This window comes from Sphaerotilus mobilis, assembly GCF_004216565.1.
Classification (GTDB): domain Bacteria; phylum Pseudomonadota; class Gammaproteobacteria; order Burkholderiales; family Burkholderiaceae_C; genus Sphaerotilus; species Sphaerotilus mobilis.
In genome coordinates, this window is sequence record NZ_SGWV01000007.1 from 75,080 (window position 1) to 98,724 (window position 23,645).

Annotated in this window: 18 protein-coding genes; 9 read left to right on the forward strand and 9 right to left on the reverse strand. The window is 69.2% G+C overall.

From position 1 onward, the window contains the following. The first annotated feature begins 24 nt into the window (after positions 1-24). The 4 genes from EV685_RS00615 (at position 25) to EV685_RS00630 (ending at position 7,752) form a co-directional block, all read left to right on the forward strand. A complete protein-coding gene (locus EV685_RS00615; RefSeq protein ID WP_130480068.1) occupies positions 25-570 on the forward strand; it encodes an NUDIX hydrolase in 546 nt (181 codons plus the stop codon). Positions 571-634: 64 nt separating this feature from the next. Next, entirely contained in the window at positions 635-2,845 is a 2,211-nt protein-coding gene (locus EV685_RS00620) for a type I secretion system permease/ATPase (RefSeq protein WP_130480069.1), read from the forward strand. Beyond that, positions 2,842-4,353 (forward strand): HlyD family type I secretion periplasmic adaptor subunit, encoded by a 1,512-nt coding sequence (locus EV685_RS00625; protein WP_242615349.1) that lies wholly within the window; start codon positions 2,842-2,844, stop codon positions 4,351-4,353. The genes EV685_RS00620 and EV685_RS00625 overlap by 4 nt, the downstream gene beginning before the upstream one ends. 261 nt (positions 4,354-4,614) lie before the next feature. After that, positions 4,615-7,752: a tandem-95 repeat protein gene (locus tag EV685_RS00630; RefSeq protein WP_130480070.1), complete on the forward strand. Its 3,138-nt coding sequence runs from the start codon at positions 4,615-4,617 to the stop codon at positions 7,750-7,752. A 69-nt stretch (positions 7,753-7,821) separates the two neighbouring features. Here EV685_RS00630 and EV685_RS00635 read toward each other — a convergent pair whose 3' ends face one another. Beyond that, positions 7,822-9,723 (reverse strand): bifunctional diguanylate cyclase/phosphodiesterase, encoded by a 1,902-nt coding sequence (locus tag EV685_RS00635; RefSeq protein WP_130480071.1) that lies wholly within the window; start codon positions 9,721-9,723, stop codon positions 7,822-7,824. Positions 9,724-9,748: 25 nt separating this feature from the next. Beyond that, complete coding sequence (locus tag EV685_RS00640; RefSeq protein WP_242615350.1) at positions 9,749-10,516, reverse strand: transglutaminase-like cysteine peptidase; 768 nt, start codon at positions 10,514-10,516, stop codon at positions 9,749-9,751. 182 nt (positions 10,517-10,698) lie between these two features. On the opposite strand from EV685_RS00640, the gene EV685_RS00645 reads away from it, so the two are divergent. Next, a complete protein-coding gene (locus EV685_RS00645; protein WP_242615351.1) occupies positions 10,699-12,579 on the forward strand; it encodes a TolC family outer membrane protein in 1,881 nt (626 codons plus the stop codon). 33 nt (positions 12,580-12,612) lie between these two features. Here EV685_RS00645 and rocF read toward each other — a convergent pair whose 3' ends face one another. From rocF to EV685_RS00670, 5 genes are all read right to left on the reverse strand, one after another. Further along, positions 12,613-13,548: an arginase gene (rocF, locus tag EV685_RS00650; protein WP_420820793.1), complete on the reverse strand. Its 936-nt coding sequence runs from the start codon at positions 13,546-13,548 to the stop codon at positions 12,613-12,615. 1 nt (position 13,549) lies between these two features. After that, positions 13,550-14,470 (reverse strand): LOG family protein, encoded by a 921-nt coding sequence (locus EV685_RS00655; RefSeq protein WP_130480073.1) that lies wholly within the window; start codon positions 14,468-14,470, stop codon positions 13,550-13,552. Positions 14,471-14,551: 81 nt separating this feature from the next. After that, on the reverse strand, positions 14,552-15,322 hold the full coding sequence (locus tag EV685_RS00660; RefSeq protein WP_130480074.1) for a HesA/MoeB/ThiF family protein: 771 nt from the start codon (positions 15,320-15,322) through the stop codon (positions 14,552-14,554). Further along, entirely contained in the window at positions 15,322-16,779 is a 1,458-nt protein-coding gene (locus EV685_RS00665) for a S41 family peptidase (protein WP_130480075.1), read from the reverse strand. Before EV685_RS00665 ends, EV685_RS00660 begins: the two co-directional genes overlap by 1 nt. A gap of 152 nt (positions 16,780-16,931) precedes the next feature. Beyond that, complete coding sequence (locus EV685_RS00670) at positions 16,932-18,011, reverse strand: ABC transporter ATP-binding protein (RefSeq protein ID WP_130480076.1); 1,080 nt, start codon at positions 18,009-18,011, stop codon at positions 16,932-16,934. Between the two features lie 115 nt (positions 18,012-18,126). Between EV685_RS00670 and EV685_RS00675 the strand changes: the two genes are divergently transcribed. Genes EV685_RS00675 through EV685_RS00690 form a run of 4 tightly spaced genes read left to right on the forward strand, consistent with a single transcriptional unit; the run spans position 18,127 to position 22,119 of the window. Continuing rightward, the gene (locus EV685_RS00675) at positions 18,127-19,743 is read left to right on the forward strand and encodes an ABC transporter permease (RefSeq protein ID WP_130480077.1); all 1,617 of its coding nucleotides are present in this window, start codon (positions 18,127-18,129) and stop codon (positions 19,741-19,743) included. A 40-nt stretch (positions 19,744-19,783) separates the two neighbouring features. Further along, the gene (locus EV685_RS00680; RefSeq protein WP_130480078.1) at positions 19,784-20,821 is read left to right on the forward strand and encodes a ligase-associated DNA damage response exonuclease; all 1,038 of its coding nucleotides are present in this window, start codon (positions 19,784-19,786) and stop codon (positions 20,819-20,821) included. A 1-nt stretch (position 20,822) separates the two neighbouring features. Continuing rightward, positions 20,823-21,722 (forward strand): NADPH-dependent 7-cyano-7-deazaguanine reductase QueF, encoded by a 900-nt coding sequence (gene queF, locus EV685_RS00685; protein ID WP_130480079.1) that lies wholly within the window; start codon positions 20,823-20,825, stop codon positions 21,720-21,722. A gap of 37 nt (positions 21,723-21,759) precedes the next feature. Beyond that, positions 21,760-22,119, forward strand: a complete 360-nt coding sequence (locus EV685_RS00690) for an ArsC family reductase (RefSeq protein ID WP_130480906.1) — start codon at positions 21,760-21,762, stop codon at positions 22,117-22,119. On the opposite strand, the gene arsB is transcribed toward EV685_RS00690, so the two are convergent. Together arsB and EV685_RS00700 are read right to left on the reverse strand one after the other, a co-directional pair. Next, complete coding sequence (gene arsB / locus EV685_RS00695) at positions 22,089-23,144, reverse strand: ACR3 family arsenite efflux transporter (RefSeq protein WP_130480080.1); 1,056 nt, start codon at positions 23,142-23,144, stop codon at positions 22,089-22,091. The two genes, EV685_RS00690 and arsB, sit on opposite strands and share 31 nt — an antisense overlap. Further along, positions 23,145-23,639: an arsenate reductase ArsC gene (locus EV685_RS00700; protein ID WP_130480081.1), complete on the reverse strand. Its 495-nt coding sequence runs from the start codon at positions 23,637-23,639 to the stop codon at positions 23,145-23,147. Positions 23,640-23,645 lie beyond the last annotated feature (6 nt).

Sequence of the window (23,645 nt, forward strand, 5' to 3'; positions counted from 1 at the left end):
GACCCTCGCCGCTACACTGGATCGATGCCTCCTACGCCCCGCATCAAGCACTGCCGAGCCTGCGGCACGCCGGTCGACTACCGGGTGCCGGTCGATGACAACCGGGAGCGCGCGGTCTGCCCGGCCTGCCACGAGGTGCACTACCAGAACCCCTGCAACGTGGTCGGCACGGTGCCGCACTGGGAAGACAAGGTGCTGCTGTGCCGCCGCAACATCGAGCCCCAGCGCGGCCTCTGGACCCTGCCTGCCGGCTTCATGGAACTGGGTGAAACGACCGCCGAAGGGGCCCTGCGCGAGACCATCGAGGAGGCCGGCGCGGCCATCGAGATGCTGCCGCTCTACACCGTGTTGAACGTGGTGCGGGCCGGTCAGGTCCACCTGTTCTACCGGGCCGCGCTGCAGCACCTCACCTTCGACCCGGGCCCCGAGACCATTGAAGTGGCGCTGTTCAGCGAAGCCGACCTGCCCTGGCACGAGCTGGCCTTCCGCACCGTGCGCGTGACGCTGGAGCACTACTTCGCCGACCGCCGCAGCGGCCACTTCGGCATGCACCACGGCGACATCACCTGAGCCCTGCCGACCTCGGCCTCCTGACGGACGACGCCGGACCGCGCGCCGCCCCACCTCCCCTGCCATGAACGACGCCGCGCCCTCGCCCGCCTCCGATCCCTCAAACCCAAGCGGTGACGAGGCGTCCGACCCGGTCATCGCCCGGCTGCGCGAGGACCTGATCCACCCCGATCCGCTGCTGGACTGCCTGATCGAGGTTTGCCGGCTGCACGGCGTCAACGTGTCGCGCGCCGCGCTCAGCGCCGGCCTGCCGCTGGAGGACGGTCGCCTGACGCTGGCCCTGGCCGATCGAGCCGCTGCCCGCGCCGGCATGAGCACGCGCCTGCAGCGCCTGCGCCGCACCCGCATCGACCCGGCCACGCTGCCGGCCATCCTGTTGCTCAAGGGCGGCAATGCCTGCGTGCTGCTGGGCTGGACCGCCGACGGCGATGCCCGTGTGCTGCTGCCCGAGACCGGCCAGGGCGCCATCGTTATGCACCGCAACGAGCTGCGGCGGCGCTACACCGGCGTGGTGCTGTTCGTGCGGCCGCACTTCCGCTTCGACGAGCGCACCGCGCAGCCGCCGCCGGCCGATCAGGGTCACTGGTTCTGGTCGGCCGTCAGCAGCCAGCGCGGCGTCTACCGCGACGTGCTGTGGGCCGCGCTGCTGATCAACCTGTTCGCGCTGGCCTTCCCGATCTTCACGATGAACGTCTACGACCGCGTGGTGCCCAACCACGCGACCGAGACCCTGTGGACCCTGGCGATCGGCCTGCTGATCGTGCTGGGCGCAGATCTCTACCTGCGCCTGCTGCGCAGCCGCTTCGTCGACGAGGCGGGTGCGCGCATCGACCTGCAGCTGTCGGCCAGCCTGCTCGAACGGGTGCTGGGCATGAAGCTGGAGAACCGCCCCGCCTCTGTCGGCAGCTACGCAGCCAACCTGCGTGGCTACGAGCAGGTGCGCGACTTCATCGCCGCCTCCACCGTGACGACGCTGATCGACCTGCCCTTCGCGCTGCTGTTCCTGCTGGCGATGAGCTGGATCTCCGGCTGGCTGGCCCTGCCGGTGCTGCTGGCCTTTGGCGCCATCCTGTTCATGGGCTGGTCACTGCAAGGCCGCCTGCACCGACTGGCCAAGTCGACCCACCAGGCCAGCGCCCAGCGCAATGCCACGCTGGTCGAGGCGCTGACCGGCTTGGAGACGCTCAAGACGCAGGCTGCCGAGAGCGTCATCCAGGCGCGCTGGGAACGCGGCAACCAGTTCCTGGCCCAGGCCCAGGTCGCCATGCGCGGGTTGGCCAACCGGGCCAGCTACGGCACCTCGACGCTGGTGCAGGCGGTGTCGCTGCTGATCGTCGTGATCGGCGTCTACTTGATCAACGACCGCCAGCTGACCATGGGCGCCCTGATCGCCTGCACCACGCTGGCCTCGCGGGCGCTGGCACCGGCCGGCCAGATCGTCGGCCTGCTGATGCAGTACCAGGGCGCACGCACGGCGCTGGAGGCCCTCAACGGCGTGATGGACCAGCCGATCGAGCGCGAGGCCGGCCTGAACTTCCTGCACCGCCGCGAGCTGCGCGGCGAGATCGAGCTGCGCGACGTGCACTTCGCCTACCCCGGCCGCGACGACGCGGTGATCGACGGCGTCAGTCTGCGCATCCAGCCCGGTGAACGGGTGGCGCTGATCGGCCGGGTCGGTTCGGGCAAGAGCACGCTGCAGAAGCTGATGCTCGGGCTCTACCAGCCACGTTCCGGCGCGGTGCTGCTCGACGGCATCGACCTGCGCCAGCTCGACCCGGCCGATGTGCGCCGCAACATGGCCTATGTCTCGCAGGACATCACGCTGTTCTACGGCACGCTGCGCGAGAACATCACGCTGGGCATGCCCTATGCGGACGACCAGAGCGTGGCCACCGCCGCAGAGATCGCCTGCCTGACCGAGTTCATCCACCGCCATCCGCGCGGCTACGACCTGCCGGTGGGCGAACGGGGCGAGCTGCTGTCGGGCGGCCAGCGTCAGAGCGTGGGCCTGGCCCGGGCGCTGCTGCACAACGCGCCGCTGCTGCTGCTCGACGAGCCGACCAGCGCGATGGACTTCTCGACCGAGGCGCAGGTCACCCGCCAAGTGGCCGACTTCGCCATCGGCCGCACCGTCGTGCTGGTCACGCACCGCACCTCGATGCTGGCATTGGTCGACCGCGTCATCGTGGTCGACGGTGGCCGCATCGTCGCCGACGGTCCGCGCGACCGCATCCTGGAGGCCCTCCAGTCGGGCCGCATCACGAGGGCCGCATGAACGCCGTCCCACCCCAAGCGCGCGACGAAGCGCCGCGCAGCGAGAGCGCCCCGGCCACCCAGGTCGGCATGGCCACGGCCGAAGCCAGCACGGCCCCCGGCCGCATCGAACGTGCCCAGGTCTTCTTCGGCAAGGTCATGAAGCACCTGTTCGGCCGCACCGTCGCCGACCAGCCCGACCCCGGGGCGGAGCAGCGCGCCCGTCAGAACCGCTTCAACTACGAATACGAGGCGCTGGACCTGATGAGCCGCGAAGACACCGCGCGCGCCCAGCTGATCGTGCGCGTGGTGGCGCTGACGGTGCTGGTGCTGCTGCTGTGGGCGGCGATCGGCCAGATCGACGAGGTCACGCGCGGCGACGGCAAGGTCATTCCCTCGCGCCAGCTGCAGGTGGTGCAGTCGCTCGACGGCGGCGTGGTCTCGGAGATCCTGGTGCGCGAGGGCGACAACGTCGAAGAAGGCCAGCTGCTGCTGCGCATCGACGAGACCCGCGCCACCTCCGGCGTGCGCGAAAGCGCCGCGCAGGTCTTCGCGCTGAAGGTCCGCCAGGCCCGCCTGAAGGCGCTGGCCGAAGGCGCGAGCTTCAACCCGCCGGCGCCCCAGCCGGGCAACACGGAGGAGGCGCGCATCGTCGACGAGGAGCGCAACCTCTACAACGCCCGCGTCAGCGAGCTGCAGGCCACGCTGTCGGTCAGCGAACAGCAGCTCAACCAGCGCGAGCAGGAGTTCGGCGAGGCCCGGGCGCGCCAGTCGGCCGCCCAGCGCGCGCTGGCGATCTCGCGCCAGGAACTGCAGAAGACCAAGCCGCTGTTGTCGACCGGCGCGATCTCCGAGGTCGAGGTGCTGCGGCTGGACCGCGAGGTCAGCCGCAACCGCGGCGACGTGGAGCAGGCCGCCTCGCAGATCGCCCGCGTGCAGGCCGCCATCTCGGAGGCCCGCCGCAAGCGTCAGGAAACCGAGCTGCAGTTCCGCAACGAGGCCCGGCGCGAACTGTCCGATGTGCTGGGCCGGCTGAGTGCGCTCAACCAGGGCGCCGTCGCGCTGGCCGACAAGGTCAACAAGGCCCAGGTCCGTTCGCCGGTGCGCGGACGCATCCAGCGCCTGCTGGCCAACACCGTCGGCGGCGTGCTGCAGCCGGGCAAGGACATCGTCGAGATCGTGCCGCTGGACGACACCCTCGTGCTGGAGGCCCGCGTCGAGCCCAAGGACATCGCCTTCATCCACCCCGGCCAGGCGGCCTCGGTGAAGTTCACCGCCTACGACTTCTCGATCTATGGCGGGCTGGAGGCGGTGGTCGAGAACATCAGCCCCGACACGCTGATCGACGAGCGCGGCAATGCCTACTACCTCGTCCGGGTGCGCACCAACCGACCGGAGTTCGGGGCCGATCAGCCGATCATTCCGGGCATGACGGCGACGGTGGACATCCTGACCGGCAAGAAGTCGGTGCTGTCCTACCTGCTCAAGCCCATCCTGAAGGCCCGCGCCTACGCCCTGCGGGAACGCTGACCCGCCACCCCTTGAAACAGGGGTCTGGAACTGAAAACCGCGCCCCATCGCGCGCCGTGACTTATTCACGCGCCAGATGCACCATTTATGTGTGTCGAGGTGTGTGACGCGTATCAATCGCGCCCTTTCTGATGCGTCGCCGAAGATCCCAAGCGATATGCTTCATATCCATATGTGGGTGACTTCATCCTTTACTTGAAGTTGGCCGCGCAGCCTCCCGCTGCGCCTGTCGCCCCACAGCCGGTAGGAGTGCACGACGTCATGGCTGAACAAACTGAAACCCAGGTCACCCCGAACGCCGCGATCCCTGCGATCGTGCCGGTGGCCCCGATCGAGCCCGCAGCCGAGGTGGCGGTGCCGGCCGCCGCCGTGCCGGAGACCATCGCCAGCCTGAAGGACGTCCAGCTCATCCCCGACTACATGCCCGCCCGACTGCCGGCCGGCATCGTGCTGGGCATCACCGGCGAGGTGGTGATCCGCACGCCTGATGGCACGCTGCGCCAGCTCAAGGTCGGCGACGAGATCCGCAAGGGCGACATGATCCTGACGTCGCAGGACGGCATCGTCGAGATGAACGCCGAAGGCAGCCGCCTGGCGCGCAGCCCGATGGGCAATGACCTGCTGATCGACCCGCCCTCGGCCGGTCCGAGCGACCCGGGCTCCCTCGGACCCGGCCTGCGCATCGGCCGCCTGAACGAGGCCGTCGCCGGCCAGAGCTGGGACATCGAAGGCGTCGGTGAAGACCAGCGCGGCATCGGCGACCTGCGCACCGACGAGGACGTCAGCGCGGACGTGAACGCCGGCGTGCGCACGGTCGTGCCGGCGCTGAACATCACCAACGGCACGGCCGATGAGGGTGACGGCACCCTGCCCTTCACCGTTACGCTCACCCAGCCGGCCGATCGGCCGCTGGTCGTGACGCTGGACACCGGCGCGCCCGGCGACACCGCCACGCCCATCGCCGACTACGGCGTGATCGAGCATTCCCTCGACGGCGTCACTTGGACCGAGGGCACCACGGTGACGGTGCCCGTCGGCACGACCGAGATCCAGGTCCGCGTGACGCTGGTGCCCGACAACATCCACGAACCCGACGAGACGCTGACGCTGATCGGCACCATCACCGACCCGGTCACCGACCTGCCCGGCGGCGGCGGCAGCGGCATCGGCACCATCGTCAACGACGACCCGGTGCCCACGGTGGTGACGGTCACGCCGCGCAACCCGGATTCGGAGGGCGCCGACAACATCGCCGACGTGCTCGAAGGCACGGCAACCGCCAACACCGTCACCTACGACGTGGTGCTGCGCAACCCGTCGAGCACGCCGACCCCCTTCGCGGTCAGCCTGGCCGGCCGGGCCAGTGGCAACACGCTGGCGGCCGATCCGGCCAGCGACCTCGCCGAGATGACCGTGACATACCCGGGCGGCACGCCGATCCCGGTGACGGGCGGCTCGATCACCGTGCCGGCAGGCGTGACCGAATTCGTCATCGAGATCCTGACCCGCCCGGACGCGGTCGACGAGACCCACGAAACCTTCGCGCTGACCGTCGGCGGCGTCGAGCAGCTGGTCACCATCCTGGACGACGACAGCTCGCCGGTCGTGTCCACGACGACCGTGCAGGCGCAGGAGGAAGGCCCCAACGTCAACCTCGGCCTGGCCGCGCCGACCGATGCCGACGCCGGCTCCACGCTGACCATCACGGTCACCGGCCTGCCGACCATCGGCACCGTGCTGCTGGCCGATGGCACGCCGGTGGGCAACAACACCGTGCTCACGGCCGAACAGCTCGCCGGCCTGCAGTACCGCCCGCCGCTTGACCACGTGGCGGGCACGCCGGCCGGCAGCTTCAGCTACAGCGTCAGCGATGGCGTCAACGTGACGCCCGGCCAGGCCACGATCAACCTGGCGGCCATCAACGACCGCCCGGTCGCCAACGACGACAGCCTGCCGGCGACCGAGGACACGGTGGCCACCTTCACCGTCGCGCAACTGCTGGGCAACGACACGGACGTCGACAACCTGCCTGCGGACCTGCGCGTCGTCTCGGTCAGCAGCGGCACCGGCGGCACCGCCACCTTGAACACCGCCGACGGCACCGTGACCTTCACGCCCAATGCCAACTTCAACGGTGCGGCAACCTTCACCTACACGATCAGCGACGGAAGCCTGGTCAGCCCGCCGGCCACCGCGACAGTCAACGTTGCCTCGGTCAACGACCTCCCGGTGATCACGCTGCCCAGCACCGGATCGGCCGGGCTGACGACCCGGGAGGACGAAGCCCGGGTGTTCTCGTCTGCGACCGGCAATGCCCTCACCGTCAGCGACGCCGATGGGCCGGACACGATCCTGTCGGTCACCGTGAACGTCTCCCAGGGCAGCTTCACACTGGGCGCCACACCCCTTGGCGAGCTGACCGAAGTGACCGGTGACGGCAGCACCAGCGTGCGCATGACCGGCACGGCTGCCGCGATCAACGCCGCACTGGAGGGCTCGAGCTTCCTCAACAACCCGGACCAGTACAGCCACGTCGTCAGCGGTGGATTGTTGGTGGCGGCACCCGGTCAGCCCACGCCAACGCTGAGCCTGTCGGTCAACGACGGCATCACCACGGTTAACAGCCCGACCTCCAACCTGGTCGTTCAGTCGCTCGCGGACATCGTTTCGGCAACCCGTCTGACGGACAAGAATCAGGCCTTTTCCGTCAACCTGACAAGTGGCTTCGAGGATCCGAGCGCGTTGATCACCAGCATCGATGGACAAGCCATCGCGATCGGCCAATCCATCGTGCTCAGTAACGGCCAAGGCACCGTTCGCCTCGACGATGCACAGAACATCACCTACACGCCGACCACCGACTTCATCTCGCCGGTCGTCAGCAACGTGTTGATCCCCGGCCAGTTCATCTTCACCGTCCAGGCCGGCGGTTCCACGGAATCGACCCTGTACAACGTGCAGGTCGCCGACACGCCGAACGCGGGCATCCTGAGCGCTGTGGCACCGGTCGCCGAGACGCTCACCGGCCTGGCCGGCCAGACCGACGTGTTCGCGTGGACGCTGGCCGAGGCCGGCACCGAGACAGCGCCCAAGACCTGGCAGGTGCAGGGCTACGACGTGGCGCCGGCCAGCCAGAACGGCGACGTGCTGGACCTGCGCGACCTTCTGGTCGGTGCCAGCAACGACAACATCGGGTCCTACCTGGACTTCAGCCGGATCGGCGGCGACACCGTGCTGACGGTCAACAACGACGGCCAGGGCGCCGCCAACCTGAGCATCACGCTGCAGGGCGTCGATCTGAACGCTGCGCTCGGCCTGGGCGCGGACGCGACCGACGTGCAGATCGTCGCGAGCATGGTGGCGCAGGGCAAGCTGCTGGCCGACATCACGTCGACCTGAAGGACGGCGGCCTGTTCCCAGGCTGTGTCGTCTAAACGACCAGGCGCCCGATGTGGGCGCCTCGTCGTTTCAGGGCCGCACCGCCGGGCCGGTCCAGGTGTCGAAGCCGACGTCGCGCACGGTCTCCAGATCCTGGACCCGGGCGACGCCTTCGGCACCAACCTGCAGACCCAGGCCGCGCAGCGTCGAGACCAGACCGCGGACGAACTGCTGGCGCGCCGTCTGATCGGCCAGTTCATGCACCAGCGAGGGCGCGAGCTTGACGTAGTCGATGCCGGCCTGCGCGGCCAGCGCGAAGTCGGGCACCTGTTCACCGGCATGTTCCAGGCCGACCCGCACGCCCAGCGCCCGGACCTGTCGACCCAGTTCGACCAGCGCCTCCGGGTGACGTGCGATCTGCACCGCGTCGATGTCAAAGCACAGGCGCGATGCTGGCGAGCCGGCCGCCCGCAGCCGGGCCAGCAGACGGGCGATGAAACCGGTGGTCAGCAAGGACACCGGCGACACGCTGACGCAGCGCGCCTGGCCGTCGGCCGCGATGGCGCGCAGCGCCAGTTCAAGCACGCACAGGTCGATCTCGGGCATCAGCCCAGTGCGCAGGGCATGTGGCAACCAGTGCGCGGCCACCTCATGGGGCCCACCCGGAACGAGTTGCAGGCGCAAAGGACATTCGAGGTGCAGTTGCTGGCCGTCACGGCCGACCACCGGAAACTCGCCCAGCCGCGCCCTGCCGTCCACCACCGCCTGGCGGATCGCCTGGCGCCAGGCCTGCTCACCGCTCAGCTGGGTCGGCGTCGCGGCCGGCGCGCCGAACTCGATCGAGAAAGGCCCGGCGGCTTCGGCTCGGGCCAGCGCCGCGTCGGCGCCGGCCAGCACCTCATGCAGGACCTGCCCGAGCGCCAGCGGCTGCACCGCCAGCACGACCGACACGCCGTCATAGGCCTGCAGCCGCTCGCCCAGCCGTGCCATCAGCTCGGCCGGCACGGCGTCATGCCAGCCGGCGGCACCATGCACGGCGGCCAGGTCACTGCCGTTGAGTCGACCGGAGAACAGCGGCACGAGCGTGACCAGCGGCAGGCGCAAGCGGTCGGCCAGCAGCTTGAGCATGGCGTCGGTGGCGAGGTGGCCGCGTTGGCGGTTCAGCTCGGCCAGACCTGTTACCCGCAACAGCAGCAGCCGCCCGCCGCCGTGGCCTTCGTGGTCGAGCTGCTGCTGCAGCTGGGCCATGAAGTGGCTGCGGTTGGACAGGCCGGTCAGCGCATCCTCGTTGGCAACCCGGCGCAAGTGGTCCAGCGCCGTGGTCTGCTCGGTGAACTGGCTGCGCACCCGCTCGACCATGGTGTTCATCGCCCGGCTCAGCGCCCGCAACTCGGGCGTCGCCGGCTCGTCGGTGGTGACATAGCGGCGCTCGCTGAGGGCCTCGGCCTGGGCCACGACCGCATCGAGCGGGCGGCGCAGGCGCAGCACCGCGAGGTGCGCGATCAGGCCTCCGACCAGGCCGAGCACCAGCATCCAGACCGTCGTGCTGACGGCACCACGCCACAGGTCGGCATAAGCAAAGACCGGCTGGCTGACCACCTCCAGATGCCCGATGGCGGCCCAGCCGGACGTGACCTCGGCGCGGCCCGGGATGGAGGCGATCGGGACCAGCTGCTCGAACCACGCCGGCACGTCAGCCAGTCGCGGGGCCGCACGGCGCGCGAACAGCTCGCCCCCTTCCGGCGACAGCAGCCGGATCGACTGGTAGTGGCCGATGTCGAACTGCGAGGCGATCGCCAGCTCGATCAGGCCGCGATCCCCGCCCTGCTGCGTCAGTGTCAGCGCCAGCGACTGGGCGTTGTCGCTGTTCTTCAGCGCCAGCTGGGTTTGCAGGTAACTGCGCGCGGTCCAGGTTGTCACCAGGACACTGCCGACCAGCGCGAACAGGATCAGGGTCGCCACCAAGGCCTGCACCTGGCGTATCAAGGACATAAGCCACCCATGGAGTTACAAGACATCACAGAAAACCCTGTTCACGGGCCCTTGCGAGCAAATCACGCCAACGCGACAGGCGCGCCAGCGGATCCCCCGCGCCCGGACCCTGAGTACCGGTCCAGAGCCCTTCGGCATTGAAACTGAATACCGGCGCCAGATCGGGTCGACGCGACGCCGGGCGAATTTCCGGGACCAGATTGTCAAGAATCGACGGGTCGCTCGAACCCGCCACCGGATAGTAGGCCAGCACCATGTGGGCCTGCTGGCTCGAACCGCCCGAGCCGTTCAGCGTGGCCTTGACATACACCAGCCGAAGCCGCGCCGTCGGCACCCCGGCGGCGATCAGGCTGAAGTACTTCGCGATCGCATAGTCCTCGCAATCGCCGGCACCGCGTCCGAACATCTCGATCGGGGTCGCCCAATAATCGATCTGGCTCCACACGTCGATATCGTCGCGAAAGGTCACGCGGCGATTGAAGAACTGGTTGACCTGCTGCAGCCGGACCTCGTCGTCCTGCCCCGCCAACTGGCTGACCAGATCGGTCAGCGCGCGCACCGAATCCGGTGTCGATCCACCGTGCCGGAGGGCCGACTGTCGCAGGCGATCCACATCCCAGGCCGAAGATTCCCGCCAGGCCAGCATCAGGACCACGCCGAGCACTGCCAGCGCCAGCCCGGCCAGAATCGCCCGCCGACCCGAGCGACGTCGCGGAAAAATGCCGAAAACCCACGATCCGGTCACAAGTTGTGACCACGTGGCGGTTTGCGGCGGGCTCAGGAATCTCGGCATTGCTACCTTATGGGTCGGCAGTCCGGCGAGTTGACCATGAACCCGGCTGGCCCTGCAGACACAGCAGGCCCCAAAAGGCGTCGCTTATCCGGCCGTTCGCTTGGGTTGCCTTGCCCAAGCCGATGGGGCTGTGGGATACTGGACCAAACTAATATCGATGCGCTTGCGCATCCGCCCCCACCATGATCAAGCCGTCCTTCCCGATGATTGGAAAAATGGCGCTGGCCTGCCAGCTGGCCATGGTTTTCCCGGCCTGGGCCCAAGGCCCTGCAGCCGATCCGCTGAAGGATGCAGCGCAACGCGCGATTTCCTCGAATCCCGAAGTGACGGCCCGCCTGAATGCCTTTCGGGCGGCGGTCGACGAGGTCGGCGTCGCTCGCGGCGCGTATTTGCCACGGGTCGACCTGAGCGCCGATGCAGCGCGCATCCGGGATCGCATCGACTCGCGCACGCCGCCCAACGGTTCGATGACCAGCACCGGCATCGCGTTGACCGCAACCCAGTTGTTGTGGGATGGCCTGGCCACCGTAAACCAGGTTCAGCGCCTCGACCATGCGCGCCTGGTGAGGTATTTCGAGTTCATCGACGCCAGCGAGCAGACCGCCCTGGAAAGTGCCCGGGCCTATTTCGACGTGTCGCGTGCACGCAAGCTGGTCCAGCTTGCCGAGGACAACTATGTGCAGCACCGTCAGGTGTTCGAACAGATCCAGTCGCGTGTGAAGGCCGGTGTCGGCCGCGGCGTCGACCTCGAACAGGTCGGTGCGCGTCTGGCGCTGGCCGAGTCCAACCTCGCCACCGAGACCGCCAACCTGCACGACGTCACCGAGCGTTACCGCCGTGTCGTCGGCGCCCTGCCCCCGGCGGAACTGCCGATGGTGAATTCGCTCGATCGCAGCCTGCCCGCGTCGGCCGCCCAGGCGGTCGACCAGAGCGTCAAGCGCAATGCGCTGGTGGCGGCGGCGGTCGAGAACTTTCGGTCCTCGCAGTCGCAGAGCAAGGAGCGCGACGGCCTCTGGCACCCGCGCGTCGAAGCCCGGCTGCGCAGTGGCGCAGGCAACAACTTCGACGGCGTGCCAGACCAGAAGCGCGAGACCTCCGCAGGCGTCTACCTCAACTGGAACCTGTTCAACGGCGGGGCCGACCAGTCGCGCATCCGCCAGTCAGCCAACCTGCTCAACCAAGCCGCCGACCAGCGCGACAAGGTCTGCCGCGAGGCCCGGCAGACCGCCGCGATCGCCTTCAACGACGTGCGCACCCAGACCGAGCAGATCGGCTACCTCGACCGCAACGTGCAGGCCACCGTCAAGGCCCGCGACGCCTACCGCCAGCAGTTCGACATCGGCCAGCGCAGTCTGCTGGACGTGCTCAACGCCGAGAACGAGCTCTACGTGGCGCGCCGCGCGCTGACCTCGGCCGAACACGACCTGGGCATCGCCAAGGCCCGCACCCACGCATCGGCCAGCACGCTGGTCGCGGTGCTGGGCCTGGTGCGCGCCAGCGAGGCCAATGAGGAACCCGAAGACGGCCGCTTCTGGCAAGCCGGTGACGATGGCGCCGCCCGCTGCCCGATCAGCGCCACCGAGCTGGCATTGGCGACCAAATCTGACCTGGACGCTCGCGCCCGGCAGACGGCGCCGGTCGAGGTCTCAGCCGTCTCCGCTGCACCCACCCTGGCTGCCGCGTCGACGGCCCGCGCACTGCCGCCGGTCGAGCGCCAGGCCGAACCGGCGGTGTCCTCGGTGTCGCAACGCCTGCTCGATTGGTCGGCAGCCTGGTCGACCAAGGACGTGACGCGCTACCTGAGCTTCTACGACGCCAAGTTCCAGCCGACCAGCGTGTCGCGCAAGAAGTGGTTCGACAACCGCACCAAGCTGCTGCGCAAGGCCGGTCCGATCGACCTGCGCATCTCCAACGTGCAGCGCAAGACCCTCTCGCCGACCCAGGTCGAGACCCGCTTCGACCAGGACTACGCCTCGGGTTCGGTCAAGGACAAGAGCCAGAAGGTCCTCGTCTGGCAACGTCGCGGCAGCGAGTGGTACATCGTCAAGGAATCGAGCCGCTGAGGCTCTTCCCCGCGCGCCCGGGCTGGGCGCCACTCACTTGCGCATCAGGGTGCTCTTGCCGAACAGGCTTTCGACCAGGTCGACGGCCAGTTCGGCCGTCTGGTTGCGCAGGTCGAAGGCGGGGTTGAGTTCGACCACGTCCAGCGAGGCGAGCCGGCCGGTGTCGGCCACCATCTCCATGCACAACTGGGCCTCGCGGTAGGTCGGGCCGCCGGGCACCGTCGTTGCCACGCCAGGGGCGATACCGGGATCGAGGAAGTCGACGTCGAAGCTCACATGCAGGTGGGTGCGCTCGTCGAGCGTGGCCAGCGCCAGTTCCATCGCGTGGCGCATGCCCATCTCGTCGATGTAGCGCATGTCGAAGACCTCGATGTCCTGCTCGTGCACCAGGCGCTTCTCGCCTTCGTCGACGCTGCGGATGCCGATCTGGCGGATCGCCTTGGACGAGATCGCCGGCACCGCGCCCGACATGCCCGTCAACGCGGCCGGCCCGAGGCCGCACAGACAGGCCACCGGCATGCCGTGGATGTTGCCGCTGGGCGTGATGGTCGAGGTGTTGAAGTCCGCGTGCGCATCGAGCCAGAGCACCCGCAGCTTGCGGCCGGTCTCGCGGCAATGGCGCGCCACCGCGCTGATCGAGCCAACGCCCAGGCAGTGGTCGCCACCCAGCATGATCGGCAGGTGCCCGGCCCGCAGGCTGGCATAGACGGCATCGTGCGCAAGTTGGTTCCAGGCCACCACCTCGGCAAGGTGCCGGTAGCCGTCGACCGGGGGCTGCCAAGGATTGGCCGGGCCGCTGACATTGCCGCGGTCATGCACGACCAGGTCATGCGCTTCAAGGCGCTGGCGGATGCCCGCGACGCGCAGGGCCTCCGGGCCCATCGAGGCGCCACGCGCGGACGCGCCGACATCGGTGGGGACGCCGATCAGGTCGACGATGCGGGGTGGCGTGTGCGTGTGCAGCGGCATGTCAGACGTCCTCCGCATGGCGCCCGTCAAGCGGCACGTCGCGGTCCAGGTCGTAGTAGGCCGACAGATGCGCCCAGGCGTCCTCGGCGGTCTCGACGAACTGGAACAGGTGGACGTCGTCGGGGCTGATCATGCCGGTCTCGATCAGCACGTCGAAGTTGATCAGGCGGGTCCAGAACTCGCGCCCGAACAGCAGGATGGGCCGGCGCCGCGACTTGCCGGTCTGGATCAGCGTGAGCGTCTCGAACAGCTCGTCGAGCGTGCCAAAGCCACCGGGGAAGCAGACCAGCGCGATGCTGCGCATCACGAAGTGCATCTTGCGCAGCGCGAAGTAGTGGAACTGGAAACACAGCTCCGGCGTGATGTAGGCATTGGGCTCCTGCTCGTGCGGCAACACGATGTTCAGCCCGATGCTCTTGCCGCCGACCTCGTGGGCCCCGCGGTTGCCCGCTTCCATGATGCCGGGGCCACCGCCGGTGACGACATAGATCGGCGTCTCCAGCCGGCGCGACTTCTCGGCGACGATGCTGGCGAAGCGGCGCGCCTGCTCGTAGTAGCGGCTCATCTGCAGCTGCATGCGGGCCCGCGCGAGGGCCGTCGCATCGCCATCGGCCTCGGCCTGTGCGAGCCGCTCGGTGGCACTGTCCAAGGGCAAGATGCGCGCGCTGCCGAAGATCACGATGGTCTGCTCGATGCCCAGTTCCTGCTGGATCAGCTCGGGCTTGAGGAGTTCGAGCTGCATGCGCACCGGCCGCAGTTCCTCGCGCAGCAAGAAGGCGGTGTCGGAGAAGGCCAGGCTGTAGGCACTCTCGGGACCGCTGTAGCGCGAGGGCAGCGTGAGGGCTTGGGCCTCTTCCTCGGCAGACGGGAAGTTGCGGACGGCAGAGCGTCCGGACAGGTTCTTGTGGGGTGGCTTGTCCATGGCCGCAGCATAGCGGCGCACGGTGTCAAGACAAGGTCAGCAGGCGCTCGACGGCGGGTCGGCGAGCGCGTCGTGGCCGACTCAGTGACGCTTGCCGCAGACCGGGCAAGCGGCCTCGCGGCCGACCCGGATCTCGGTCCATTCGAGCGTGCGGCCATCGAGCATCTGTAGCCGCCCGGCCAGCGAGGTGCCGATGCCCGCGAGCAGCTTGAGCGCCTCGGCCGCCTGCATCGTGCCGATGATGCCCACCAGCGGCGCGAACACGCCCATGGTGGCGCAGCGCACTTCTTCCATGCCGGCATCGGGCGGGAAGACGCAGGCATAACAGGGGTGGTCCTCGCCACGGCTGTCCCAGACCGAGATCTGGCCGTCAAAGCCGATCGCGGCGCCCGAGACCAGCGGCTTGCGGTGCGCCACGCAGGCCGCGTTGACGGCATGGCGGGTGGCGAAGTTGTCGCTGCAGTCGAGCACGACATCGGCCTCGGCGACCCAGGCATTGAGCAGGGCCGCGTCGGCGCGCTGCTGCATCGGACGAACCCGCACCTCTGGATTGATCGCGGCGACGGTGGCTGCCGCAGACGTCACCTTGGGCCAGCCCACCCGGGCGTCGGTGTGGGCGATCTGGCGCTGCAGATTGGTCCGGTCGACGGTGTCGTGGTCGGCCAGCGTGATCGTGCCCACACCCGCACTGGCGAGGTAGAGCAAGGCCGGCGAGCCCAATCCGCCCGCACCGATCACCAAGGCATGACCGCGCACGATGCGCCGCTGGCCTTCGACGCCGATGTCGTCGAGCAGGATGTGCCGGCTGTAGCGCAGCAGCTGGTCGTCGTCGAGATCGTCGACCACGACCATCAGTTGTTGGTCGCCTCGCCGGCCTTGCGTTCGACCTGGGTCTTGCTGACCTGCACCGACTTGCCCTTCAGGCGGTTGAGCGCCTGCTGCAGTTGGAAGTCCTCGTTCGAGCCGAACTCGGGCAGGCGCGGCTGGGCCTTGTCCTTGCCGGCGGCGTTGTTGGCCTCTTCCAGCTTGCGCAGGGCTTCCTCGCGGGCCTTCTCGCGTGCAGCGTCCTTTTTGGCATCGCTGGCGCCACTGGACGCGCCGAGGTGACGGTCGAGGTCGGCCTCGCGCATGCGCAGGGCGGCGAAGGGGCTGCCTTCGGCGGTCTCGTCGACCAGCACGTCCGGCACGATGCCCTTGGCTTGGATCGACTGGCCCGACGGCGTGTAGTAGCGCGCCGTGGTGATCTTCAAGGAGGTGTTGGGCATGGGCAGGCGCGTCAGCTCGCTCTGCACCGAGCCCTTGCCGAAGGTCTGCGAGCCCATGATGACGGCGCGCTTGTGGTCCTTCAGGGCGCCGGCGACGATCTCGCTGGCCGAGGCCGAGCCTTCGTTGACCAGCACCACCACCGGCACGTTCTTGATCAGCGCCGGGATGCTGGCCAGCACATCGTTGCCATCGCGCGAGTAATAGGCCGGCGCAGCCCGCAACGTGCTGCGCGACTCGGCGATCTGGCCGTTGGTGGTGACGACGATCGCGTCACGCGGCAGGAAGGCCGCCGACACGCCCACGGCAACATCGAGCAGGCCGCCCGGGTCGTTGCGCAGGTCGAGCACGAGGCCCTTCAGGCCGGGCTCCTGCTTGAAGATGTCCTTGAGCTGCTCGGCAAAGTCGCGCAGCGTCGGCTCCTGGAACTGGTTGATGCGGATCCACGCGTAGCCGGGTTCGACCACCTTGGAACGCACGCTCTTGGTCTTGATCTCCTCGCGCACGATGCTGACCGGGAAGGTGCGGTTCTCGGACTTGCGCAGGATGGTGAGCATCACCTTGGTGTTGCTCGGGCCGCGCATGCGCTTGATGGCCTGGTCCATCGTCAGGCCCTTGACGGCCGTGTCGTCGATGCGAGTGATCAGGTCACCGGTCTGCAGGCCGGCACGGAAGGCGGGCGAGCCCTCGATCGGCGAGACCACCTTGACCAGGCCGTCCTCCATCTCGATCTGGATGCCCACGCCGGTGAACTTGCCGCTGATGCCCTCGTGGAATTCCTTGAAGGCCTGGCCCTCGAAGTAGGCCGAATGCGGGTCGAGCCCGGCGACCATGCCGCCGATGGCGTCACGGATCAGCTTCTTCTCGTCGACCGGTTCGACATACGAGCGCTTGACGAGGTCGAAGACCGCTGCGAGCTGCTGCATGTCCTCGATGGGCAACGGCGACATCGCGCTGCGCGCGGTGGCCTGCAACTGCATCGTCGCCAAGGCTCCGGCCACCGCACCTGCGAGGACCCAGCCTGCCACCTTCAACTTGCTACCCATGATTTGCGTCCTTGCCGGGCCTGACCTCAGGCCCCTTGTGCATGCTGTCGGAGTATAGGTGTCGGGCCCATGCCCACCATCACTTGCAGGCCTCTGGAAAGGTCGATCAACACGGCCTTCCCGGCTGTTTCATGCTGTTTCCGTGGCAACGTTCACCCCCCGGATCCGGGGGCTGGCGGAAAGGTCACGACATGGTCGACCTGGGCCCGCACGCCGATCCACTCGCCGACCGCGTGATCGTGGTGCGATGGCACGTGCGCGAGCACCTGCTCGCCGCTGACGAGTTGCAGCGTGTAGAGGAACTCGGAGCCGCGGAAGGCCTTGGCCTGGATGCGCGCCTTCACCGGGCTGTCGTCGTCGTGCACGATGTCGTCGGCCCGCAGCAGCACCTCGCAGCGCCCGCTGGCATCGGGCAGCGGGCACTCCTGCGGATCGGCCAGTTCGCCCAGCGGCGTCATAACACGCAAGCCCTGCGCGTCGACGCTGACCTGTCCGGGCGTGAACACGCCATGGCCCACGAACGTGGCGACGAAGCGCGTGGCCGGCCGGTGGTAGAGCGCATAGGGCTCGTCCCACTGGTCGAGCGTGCCGTGCTGCATGACGCCGACCTCGTCGGCCAGCGCAAAGGCTTCGAGCTGGTCGTGGGTGACGAACAGCGCGGTCGTGCCGGTCTGCTTGAGGATGGCGCGCACCTCTTGCGCCAGCCGCTCGCGCAGATCGACGTCGAGGCTGGAGAACGGCTCATCCATCAGCAGCAGGCGCGGCTGCGGCGCCAGCGCACGAGCCAGCGCGATGCGCTGCTGCTGTCCGCCCGACAGCTGGTGCGGGTAACGGCGCGCTGCGCCGCCCAGGCCGACCAGATCGAGCATCTGGGTGACACGCTCACGCTGCTCCGCGCGCGACAGGCCGTGCAGGCCGAAGGCGACGTTTTGCGAGGCGGTCATGTGCGGGAACAGGGCGTAGTCCTGGAAGACCATGCCGACGCGGCGTTCGCGGGCGTCGAGGTGCAGTCCGGTCGCGGCCTCGCTGACCGGGCGGCCGTCGAGCACGATGCGGCCGGCCTGCAGGCGCTCCAGCCCCGCCACCGCGCGCAGCAGCGTCGTCTTGCCGCAGCCCGAAGGCCCCAGCAAAGCGCCGATCTGGCCACGCCGCAATCCCAGGCTGACGTGGTGGACGGCCGGCCGCGGGGCGCCGGCGTACTGGACGGAGATCTGGTCGAGCTGGAGGTACATCGCAAGGTGCCTGGATACCCTGATCGGCCGGCCGGTGCCGGTGGTCTCGCCCTATCATAACGAGGCCAATCACAATGAAAATCATTCTCGATCAGATCTGCGGCGGGGGCCGACCATGAGACGCGCGAGCCTCGCGCTGGGCCTGCTGTGCCTGTTGCTGGCCTTGCCGGTGATCAGCCTGGCGAGCGCCTGGCTGGCACTCGATGCCGCCGCGCTGGAGGTGCTGCGCCATCAATTCACCACCGTGCTGGCCGACTACACCCGCGGCTCGCTGATGCTGGCCGTGGCGGTGGGCGTGGGCGTGGCGATGGTTGGCACCGGCGCGGCGGTCGCGGTGACGCTGTTCGACTTCCCCGGCCGGCGCCTGTTCGAGCTGACGCTGCTGCTGCCGCTGGCGATGCCGGCCTATGTGCTGGCCTACGTCTACACCGACACGCTGCAATCGAGCGGCGCGCTGCAGATCTGGCTGCGCGGCCTGACCGGCGCCCGCGGTGCGCTGTGGCCGGACGTGCGCAGCCTGTGGGGCGCCGTGGTGCTGTTCGTGCTGGCGCTCTACCCCTACGTCTACCTGCTGACCCGCACGGCGCTGGCCGGACGGGGTTCGACGCTGCTGGAGGCCGCCCGGCTGCTGGGCGCCGGGCTGGTCCGCCGCATCGTCACCATCGCCCTGCCGCTGGCCCGCCCGGCGATCGCCGCTGGCGTGTCGCTGGCGCTGATGGAAACGCTGGCCGACTACGGCGTCGGCGCCTATTTCGGCCTGCAGACCTACACCACCGGCATCTACCGGGCCTGGCTTTCCTTCGGCGACCGGCTCGCGGCCGCCCAGCTGGCCACCGTGTTGCTGGTGGTCGTCGGCCTGCTGGCCTGGGCCGAACAGAAGGCCCAGGCTCGGTTGCGCTACGCCACGACCCGACCGGCCGGTCGCGGCGCGGATGCCCAGCCGCTGCGCCTGCGCGGCCTGCCGGCGGCGATCGCGGTGCTGGTCTGCGCCCTGCCGGTGCTCGCCGGCTTCGTGATCCCCGTGTTGCTGCTGCTGCGGCTGGTGGTGCGCGAAGCGCTGTATGGCGAGTTCGGCCTGCCCTGGGACCGCTTCCTCGGCTGGTCCTGGTCAACGCTGCAGCTCGCCGGCACGGCGGCGGTGCTGGCTGCGCTGCTGGCGCTGGCCCTGGCGCTGGCGCTGCGTTGGCGTCCGGCTCCCTTGTTGCAGGCGGGCGTGCGGGTGGTCTCGCTGGGTTATGCGGTGCCCGGCGCGGTCATCGCCATCGGCCTGCTGCTGCCGGCCGGCTGGCTGCAACAGCGTTTCCCGGGCTCGACCTGGGGAACGATCCTGACCAGCACGACGCTCGGCCTGGTCTATGCCTACCTGGTGCGCTTCTCGGCGGTCGCGCTGCAGTCGGTGCAGGCCGGCATGGCGCGCCTGCCGACCAGCCTGGACGAGAGCGGGCGCATGCTGGGCGCGGGGCCCTGGCGGCTGTTCGTGCAGGTGCATGGGCCGCTGCTGCTGCCGTCGGTGCTGGGTGCTGCGCTGTTGGTCTTTGTCGACGTCATGAAGGAACTGCCCGCCACGCTGGTGCTGCGGCCCTTCGACAGCGACACGCTCGCCGTGGTCGCCTACCAGCTGGCGCGCGACGAGCGCCTGGCCGAGGCGGCGCTGCCCTCGCTGGCCATCGTGGCCGTCGGCCTGATCCCCGTGCTGATGCTGGCCCGCGCGATCCGGCGCGCCGACCGCTGACGCGGCGCGCCGTCGGCCCCACCTCGCCCGCCCGACCGCCATGTCCGACGACCTGGTCGTGCTGCGCCCGCAAGGCCTGTACTGCCCACCCGGCGACTTCTGGATCGACCCCTGGCGCCGCGTGGACCGCGCCATCGTGACCCACGCCCATGCCGACCACGCCCGCAGCGGTCACGGCCACTACCTCGCCACCGCCGTCAGCGCCGGTGTGCTGCGGGCCCGGCTGGGCGACATCCGCCTGCAGGGCCTGGCCTATGGCGAGGTGATCGAGCACCACGGCGTGCGCGTCAGCCTGCATCCGGCCGGGCATGTGCTGGGCTCGGCCCAGGTGCGGCTGGAACACGGTGGACGCGTCTGGGTCGCGTCGGGCGACTACCACCTGCGCGGCGACGCGCCACCCGGCGAGGCCGCCAACCCGACCTGCGACGCCTTCGAGCCGGTGCGCTGCGACACCTTCATCACCGAATCGACCTTCGGCCTGCCGATCTACCGCTGGCGTCCCGAGGCTGAGGTGTTCGGCCAGATCGACGCCTGGTGGCGCGACAACGCCGCCGCCGGCCGGCCCAGCCTGCTGCAGGCCTACAGCTTCGGCAAGGCCCAGCGCCTGCTCGCCGGGGTGGACCCCGCCGTCGGCCCGATCGCCGTGCATCCGACGGTCGACGCCATCAACCGGGCCTACCGGGACGCCGGTGTTGACCTGCCGGCGACCCGCCGCATCGACGACCTGAGTCCGGCCGAGCGGGGCCGTGCGCTGCTGATCACGCCGCCGTCGGCGCGGCAAGGCCTCTGGCTGGGCGAGCGCGCCGACGCGGGGCCCGAGCCCGCCGTGGCCTTCGCCAGTGGCTGGATGGCGGTCCGTTCAGCGCGGCGCCGACCCGGGCTGGACCGCGGCTTCGTGCTCAGCGACCACGCCGACTGGCCCGGCCTGCAACGCGCCATCGCGGCCACCGGCGCCGAGCGTGTCATCGTCACCCACGGTCAGGAGGAGGTGATGGTCCGCTGGCTGCGCGAACAGGGCCTGGACGCTGGCCGTTTCCCCACGCCCTACGGCCAGGACGAGGCATCCGACAATGACTGATATGAACGACCTGAACGACACGACCGCCGCGCCCAGTCTGCTCGCCGCGCACACGCACACGCACACGCCGCCGCACCACGACCCGGCCGATTCGCCGCTGGGCCGCGTCTCGGCCTACCGCGACACCTACGCCCCCGAGCTGCTCTACCCGATTGAGCGCCAGCCCAAGCGCGACGAGATCGGCGTGATCGGCGCCCTGCCCTTCATGGGCTGCGACCTGTGGACCGCCTACGAGCTGTCGTGGCTGAACCTGCGTGGCAAGCCCCAGGTGGCGCTGGCGCAGTTCACGGTGCCCTGCGAGTCGCCGGCCATCGTCGAGAGCAAGTCCTTCAAGCTCTACCTCAACAGCTTCAACATGAGCCGCTTCGAGTCGGCCGATGTCGTGCGCGAGCTGCTGCAGCGCGACCTGAGCGCCGCCTTCGGCCAGCGCGTGGGCGTCAAGGTGCTGAGCGCCTACGACTTCGCGGCCCAGCGCATCGAGGAACTGGACGGCGTCGACCTGGACCGGCTCGACCTCGACTGCGATGCCTACGAGCCCGCGCCCGAACTGCTCACCGCCGCCTTCGACGAGAAGCCGGTGACCGAGACCCTGACCTCGGGCCTGCTCAAGAGCAACTGCCTGGTCACCGGCCAGCCCGACTGGGGCAGCGTCCAGATCCGCTACAGCGGCCCGCAGATCGACCAGGCCGGCCTGTTGCGCTACCTGGTCAGCTTCCGCCAGCACAACGAGTTCCACGAACAGTGCGTCGAACGCATCTACATGGACGTGCTGACGCGCTGCAAGCCGGTCCAGCTGCAGGTCTACGCCCGCTACACCCGGCGCGGCGGACTGGACATCAACCCCTGGCGCACCAGCCACCCCGCCACGCCGCCGCGCAACCTGCGCACCGCGCGGCAGTGACGCCCACCCACCAGCCTTGACGGCAGGAGACCTCGACGTGATCACGCTGCACGGCATCCCCAACTGCGACACCGTCAAGAAGGCCCGCGCCTGGCTGGAGGAACACGGCCGGCCCTATGCCTTCCACGACTTCAAGAAGATGGGCGTGCCCGAAGCCGAGCTCGACCGCTGGCTTGCCGAGGTCGGCTGGGAGCGCCTGCTCAACCGCAGCGGCACAACGTGGCGCAAGCTCGACGAGGCCGTGCGCGCGGCGGTGGTCGACGCGGCCAGCGCCCGGGCCCTGATGCTGGCCCAGGCCAGCGTGATCAAGCGCCCGGTGACCCGCTGGCCAGACGGCGTCACCACCGTCGGCTACAGCGCCGAGGCCTATGCGGTGCGGCTGGCCTCGCTGGCCTGAGCGGCCCCGCCGGCTTCATACCAGCCGCGTGTGCGATTGACCACGCGCACGACGACCAGCATCACCGGGACCTCGATCAGCACGCCAACCACGGTGGCGAGCGCGGCCCCGGACTCGAAGCCGTAGAGGCTGATCGCGGCAGCCACCGCCAGCTCGAAGAAGTTGCTCGCACCGATCAGGGCCGACGGGCACGCCACCTCATGCGCCTCGCCGACGCGCCGGTTGAGCCAATAGGCCAAGCCGGCGTTGAAGACCACCTGGATCAGGATGGGCAGCGCCAGCATCGCGATCACCAGCGGCTGCGTCAGGATGGCCCGGCCCTGGAAGGCGAACAGCAGCACCAGGGTGGCCAGCAAGGCGCCGATCGACCACGGGCCGATGCGTGCGAGGGCGGCCTCCAGCGCGGCCGCACCACGGGCCAGCAGCGCGCGCCGGATCACCTGTGCGATCACCACCGGGATGACGATGTAGAGCACCACGGAGGTGACCAGCGTGTCCCACGGCACGCTGATCGCCGACAGCCCCAGCAGCAGCGCGACGATGGGCGCAAAGGCGAACACCATGATGCTGTCGTTGAGGGCGACCTGCGACAGCGTGAACAACGGGTGCCCGCCGGTCAGACGGCTCCAAACAAAGACCATCGCGGTGCAGGGCGCGGCGGCCAGCAGGATCAGGCCGGCGATGTAGCTGTCGTGCTGTTCGGCCGGCAACCAGGGCGCGAAGACGTGCCGCACAAAGATCCAGCCCAGCAGCGCCATCGAGAAGGGCTTGACGGCCCAGTTGACGAACAGCGTCACGCCGATGCCGCGCCAGTGGCGACGCACCTGGCCGAGCGCGCCGAAGTCGATGCGCAGCAGCATCGGGATGATCATCACCCAGATCAGCAGCCCGACCGGCAGGTTGACCCGTGCCACCTCCATCGCACCGATGGCCTGCACGGGCCCTGGCAAGAGCTGACCCAGCCCGATGCCCGCGACGATGCACAGGGCCACCCAGGCCGAGAGGTAGCGTTCGAAGAAGCTCATTCAGAGCTTTCCGATCGCATCGACCTCGCGCTGGATCGCCAGGCTGTCGAGCGAGGCCAGCGGCAGTGCCAGCATCAGCTCGATGCGGCGCTTGAGCACCAGCGCGGTGTCCCAGAACACCTTGGCCTGCTGGGCCTCGCTGCCGTCGAAGGCCGAGGGATCGGCCACGCCCCAGTGCGCGGTCATCGGCTGACCCGGCCAGACCGGGCAGACCTCACCGGCGGCGTTGTCGCAGACGGTGAAGACAAAGTCGAAGGCCGGTGCGCCGGGCTGGGCGAACTCGTTCCAGTCCTTGCTGCGGTAGCCGTCAACCGGCAAGCCCAGTTCACGCAAGGTCTGCAGCGCCAACGGGTGCACCCGGCCGGCCGGTTGGCTGCCCGCCGACCAGGCCTGGAAACGGCCACGGCCCAGGCCGTTGAGCAGGCCCTCGGCCATGATCGAACGGGCCGAGTTGTGGGTGCAGACGAACAGCACGTGGTAGGTCTTGTCGGACATGGCAAG